The sequence below is a fragment of the Microcella sp. genome (assembly GCF_033763155.1).
Classification (GTDB): Bacteria; Actinomycetota; Actinomycetes; order Actinomycetales; family Microbacteriaceae; genus Microcella.
The window spans coordinates 1-5,161 of the sequence record NZ_JANRKZ010000040.1; the positions used below are offsets into that span (position 1 = coordinate 1).

General features: G+C 68.1%; 4 protein-coding genes. All 4 read left to right on the forward strand.

From position 1 onward, the window contains the following. Nucleotides 1-54: 54 nt before the first annotated feature. Nucleotides 55-2,310, forward strand: a complete 2,256-nt coding sequence (locus SFU54_RS01720; protein WP_413466539.1) for a S9 family peptidase — start codon at nucleotides 55-57, stop codon at nucleotides 2,308-2,310. 111 nt (nucleotides 2,311-2,421) lie between these two features. After that, nucleotides 2,422-3,162 (forward strand): Pr6Pr family membrane protein, encoded by a 741-nt coding sequence (locus tag SFU54_RS01725; protein WP_319014592.1) that lies wholly within the window; start codon nucleotides 2,422-2,424, stop codon nucleotides 3,160-3,162. Nucleotides 3,163-3,204: 42 nt separating this feature from the next. Continuing rightward, a complete protein-coding gene (locus SFU54_RS01730; protein WP_319014593.1) occupies nucleotides 3,205-4,092 on the forward strand; it encodes an aminotransferase class IV in 888 nt (295 codons plus the stop codon). 26 nt (nucleotides 4,093-4,118) lie between these two features. Next, nucleotides 4,119-5,161 (forward strand): maltokinase N-terminal cap-like domain-containing protein (locus SFU54_RS01735; protein WP_319014594.1); only part of this gene is annotated, 1,043 nt, incomplete at its 3' end.

Here is a 5,161-nt window from a genome sequence, read left to right on the forward strand (position 1 = left end):
GTCGGGCGCACGCCGAGAACCTCGTAGGGGTTGGCAGCCAGGGGCGAATCAGACATGGTGCCGAAAGCCTACGCTGGGCAGGTGAGTCACGATCTCAGCAACGTCACCCCTCCCATCGCCGCCCCGCCCCTGGCTGCCCAGAAGCCCCACCGCCGCGAACACCACGGTGACGTGTTCGTCGACCACTACGAGTGGCTGCGCGAAAAAGAGAGCCCCGAGGTCATCGCGCACCTCACGGCCGAGAACGCCTACGCCGAGGCCCGCATGGCGCACCTCGATCCTCTGCGCGATCGCATCGTCGACGAAATCAAGGGCCGCACGCTCGAAACCGACATGAGCATCCCCGTGCGCGAAGGCGATTGGTGGTACTACGGGCGGTCGGTCGAGGGGCTGCAGTACGGCATCCAGTGTCGCGTGCCCGCCGTGCCGATCGACCCGGCGAACCCGACGGACCCTGCCGCGTGGACTCCCCCACCGCCGCTCGACGACCCCGCCCAGCCGCGCGACGGCGAGCAGATCGTCATCGACGGCAACATCGAAGCAGAGGGTCACGACTTCTTCTCGATCGGCTCGCTCGACGTGAGCGACGACGGTCGGTGGCTGCTCTTCGCGATCGACACCGAGGGCGATGAGCGCTACACCCTGCGCATTCGCGACCTGAGCACGGGCGAGAACTTGGCCGACGAGATCACCGAGACTGCGGCGGGCGCCTTCTTCGACCCCAGCGGCCAGTTTGTCTTCTACTCGACCGTCGACGAGTCGTGGCGGCCCGACACCGTCTGGCGGCACCGCGTCGGCACCGCGCGCGCCGACGATGTCGCCGTGTTTCACGAGCCCGATGACGGCTTCTGGGTTGGTGCCGGGCGCACGCGCAGCGGCCGCTATCTCGTCATCGAAGCGGCGTCGAGCATCACGAGCGAAACGCACGTGCTCGATGCGAGCACGCCCGAGGGCACGTTCGAAGTCGTGTGGCCGCGCCGCGACGGCATCGAATACGACCTCGAGCACGCGCGCCTCAACGGTCACGACGTCTGGCTCGTCACGCACAATGACGAGGCGCCCGATTTTCAGATCGTGGCCGTGCCCGTGGATGCTCCCCACGCCGCCCCCGTCACCCTCGTGCCGCACGAGCCGGGTCGGCGTGTTGAGGGCATCGACGCGTTCGAGCGTTTTCTCGTGCTCGACTATCGCGCCGACGGGCTTCCGCGCACCGCGGTCGCGCCGCTCGAACCCACGACCGAGCTCGCCGAGCTCACGTGGCCGGGCAGCGCGTGGGTCGAGCTGACCGCCCCTATCGAAGGCGACAAGCTCGTGTCGATCGGTGCGCGCGGAAACCCCGAGTGGAGCCAACCGCTGCTGCGCTTCGGCTACGCGAGCTTCACCGAACCCTCGACCGTGGCGAGCCTCGACGTCGCACGCGTGCGCGACGGTGCCGCCGCCATGACGGTGCTCAAGCAGCAGCCCGTGCTCGGCGACTACCGCTCGAGCGACTATGCCGAACGGCGCGACTGGGCGGTCGCGCCCGATGGCACGCGGGTTCCCGTGTCGCTCGTGTGGAAGAAGGGGCTCGTCGGGTCACTCGACGGTGCCGGCGGCGCGCAGCCGAGCGCCGTGCATTTGTATGGCTACGGCAGCTATGAGTCGTCGATTGACCCCGGCTTCAGCATCCCGCGCCTGTCGCTGCTCGACCGCGGCGTGGTTTTCGCGATCGCGCACGTGCGCGGCGGCGGCGAGCTCGGTCGCGCTTGGTACGAAAACGGCAAGACGCTCGCCAAGACCAACACCTTCACCGACTTCATCGCGGTGGCTCAGCACCTCGTTGACACGGGCGTGACGGCTCCCGACCGGCTCGTCGCCGAGGGCGGCAGCGCGGGCGGCCTGCTCATGGGCGCCGTCGCCAACCTCGCTCCGCAGTTGTTTGCGGGCATTCTCGCCGACGTGCCCTTCGTCGATCCGCTCACGAGCATTCTCATGCCCGAGCTGCCGCTCACCGTCATCGAGTGGGATGAGTGGGGCAACCCGCTCGACGACCCCGAGGTCTATGCCTACATGAAGGGCTACGCACCCTACGAGAACGTCACCGAGCAGACGTATCCGCGCATTCTCGCCGTGACCTCGCTCAACGACACGCGCGTGCTCTACGTCGAGCCCGCCAAGTGGGTGGCGCGCTTGCGCGAGGTGGGGGCGGATGCCCTGCTGCGGTGCGAAATGGAGGCCGGGCACGGCGGCGTGAGTGGCCGGTACTCGGCCTGGAAGCAGCGCGCCATCGAGCTCGCCTGGCTGCTCGACGTGCTCGGAATCGCCGACTGAGATCGGGCGGCGGGGCCGCTCGGCGGGCATCCCGAAAAACTCCCGGTCAGGTGAGGGATGCTCTGCAAAATTCATGCATCGTCATGCATTTTTCTTGCTAACGTCAGGCGGGTGACTGAGACCTCTCCCCTTGGCGAAAAGGCCGCCACGGCACGCCTCGCCACCCTTCGCCACATCGCCGGCATCATCAGCATCGTCGCCGGGTTGCTCATCTTTGCCGCGCTCGTGACCCAAATCACCGACCAAATTTCGGTCGGCCGATTCGAGCCTGACCAGTACTTCGCCTACTTCACGATTCAGACCGCCATGATCAACATCGTCGTGCTCATCGCGGGCGGCATCATGGCGCTGCGCCTCGAGCGTGACACGCGGCTCTACACGGCGATTCGCGCGAGCATCTTCTCGTATGCCCTCGTCACCGCCGTGGTCTACAACGTGCTGTTGCGCGACATTCCGAACGACGACGGCTACGTCGGGCCGGTCTGGCCCAACGAGTCGTTGCACGTGTGGATTCCGATCTACATCGCCCTCGACTGGCTGCTGACCCCCGGCCGCGTGCGCATTTCGTGGTCGGCGCTGTGGCTCGCCGTGAGCTACCCGCTCATCTGGGTGGGCGTCACGATGGTGCGTGGCTCGTCGACCGGGTGGTACCCCTACCCCTTCCTCGAACCTGACGGACCGAACGGCATCACGGGCGTCGTCATCTACGTCGTGGGCATCGCCGCGTTTATCGTGCTGCTCGCCGCCGTCGCGATCGTCATCAACCGCGTCCACACGCGCGGGGTTCGCGGAGTGAGTCACGGCCGGCGCCGCACGGGTCCGATTCCCGTCGTGCGGGCCGACTTGCGCTAGCCCGGGTCGCGGCCGCAGCACGAGCAGGTATACCGTCGCAGCATGACCGTGCCGCAGCACCTTCTGCTTGTCATTCCGCCGCACTCGGCGGCCCTCGCCGAATCGGCGGGCCACCTGGTCGATGCCGAAGTGGAGCATCCGCAACTCTCCGTGCTCGACGTCGCGGCCACCCGCGGAGACGGCATCTTCGAAACCATCAGCATTGGCCGTGGCCACCCGCAAGCGTTTGACGCCCACCTTGCGCGCTTCGCGCGATCGGCCCGCATGCTCGACTTGCCCGCCATCGACGAAACACTGTGGCGGGATGCTGTGCTCGCGCTCGCCGATCGCCTCGCCGACCACGACGAAGCCTGGGTGAAGATCGTGCTCACGCGCGGAATCGAAGGTCAGCCGGCACCCACGGGCTGGGCGTACGGCACGGTGTCACCCGAGTTTCGACGCGAACGCACCGAGGGCGTCGACGTGGTGCTGCTCGACCGCGGACTGCGCAGCGACGTGAGCACGACGAGCCCGTGGCTGCTCGCGGGAGCCAAGACGCTCTCCTACGCCGTGAACCGCGCGGCCGTGCGCGAGGCGCAGCGACGCGGTGCTGACGACGTGGTGTTCGTGTCGAGCGACGGCATGTTGCTCGAGGGTCCGACGTCGACGCTCGTCATTCGTCGGGGCGAGCAGCTCGCAACGCCTCCCGACGCGTTCGGCATCTTGCCGGGCACCACGCAAGTTGACCTGTTTGCGGCGGCCGACCAGTGGGGGCTGAGCACGGCGGTCGAGCCACTGACGGCCGACGATCTGTTCGGTGCCGATGCCGCGTGGCTCGTCTCGAGCGTGCGGCACGCGGCCCCCGTGCGGTCGGTGGATGCGCGGCCCCTCACGGTCGATGCGCCCCTGACGGCGGCCATGAATGGCTTCTTGCGCGCCCGCACAGCCTGACTTCGGGTTCTGTGTAGGGTCATGGCATGCACAGCACGATGGAGTGCCTCACCGAGTGGATGACCCGCCAGCGGTGGTATGCCGGCAAGGGCCGACTGCCGCAGCTCGTTGAGGTTAACCGCGTCGAGTGGAGCTCTGATGATGCGGATGCCCGCATTCACGTTGTGCTGTTGCGCGACACTGCCAACAACCCGCCATCGCTGTACCACGTGCCCATCGTCTTGCGCCGCACGATCCCGCGCGGCGCGGGCCCCTCGTTCATCGGGCGCGACGACAACGACGACTACCTGTTCGACGGCGCCCACGACCCGGCCTACACCCGCGCGCTCTTGACCATGCTCGGCGTGCACCGCACCGATCTCACCTCGCGCGTGCACGGCGGAGAACAGTCGAACACCTCGATCATTTTCGACGGAGGCTCTGAGGCCCCGCTCGTCGCCAAGATCTTCCGCCTCGTGCACGCGGGCGAGAACCCCGACGTCGTGCTGCAGTCGGCGCTCACGAGCGCCGGCAACCGATCGGTGCCCCGGATGCTCGGCTCGCTGTCGACCACGTGGGTCGACCCGCACGGCTCTGACACGCACAGCATCGAGCCGCTGACCGGCCACATCGCCTTTGCGCAAGAGTTCATTCCCGGCGTGCGCGACGGATGGCCGCTCGCCCTCGACGCCGTCGGCGCGGGCGTCTCGTTCGCCGCCGACGCCGACGCGCTGGGCCGCGTGACGGCCGAAGTGCACACGGCTCTCGCCGAGTGCATGCCGACGCGCGAGCCGACGCTCGGCGACATCGTCGGCTTTGTCGCGGGCTGGCACCAGCGCCTCGCCGTCGCAATGACGGATGTGCCGCAGTTGCGCGAGCTGCGGCCCGCGATTGAAGCGGTGTATGACGCGGCGCGCGAGGCTCCGTGGCCGGCGTTGCAACGCATCCACGGCGATTACCACCTCGGCCAAGTGTTGCGCCGGCCGACCGGCGAGTGGTTGCTCGTCGACTTCGAGGGCGAACCCTTGCGGCCGCTCTCCGAGCGCGCACGGGTCGACTCGCCCTTGCGCGACGTCGCAGGGATGCTGCG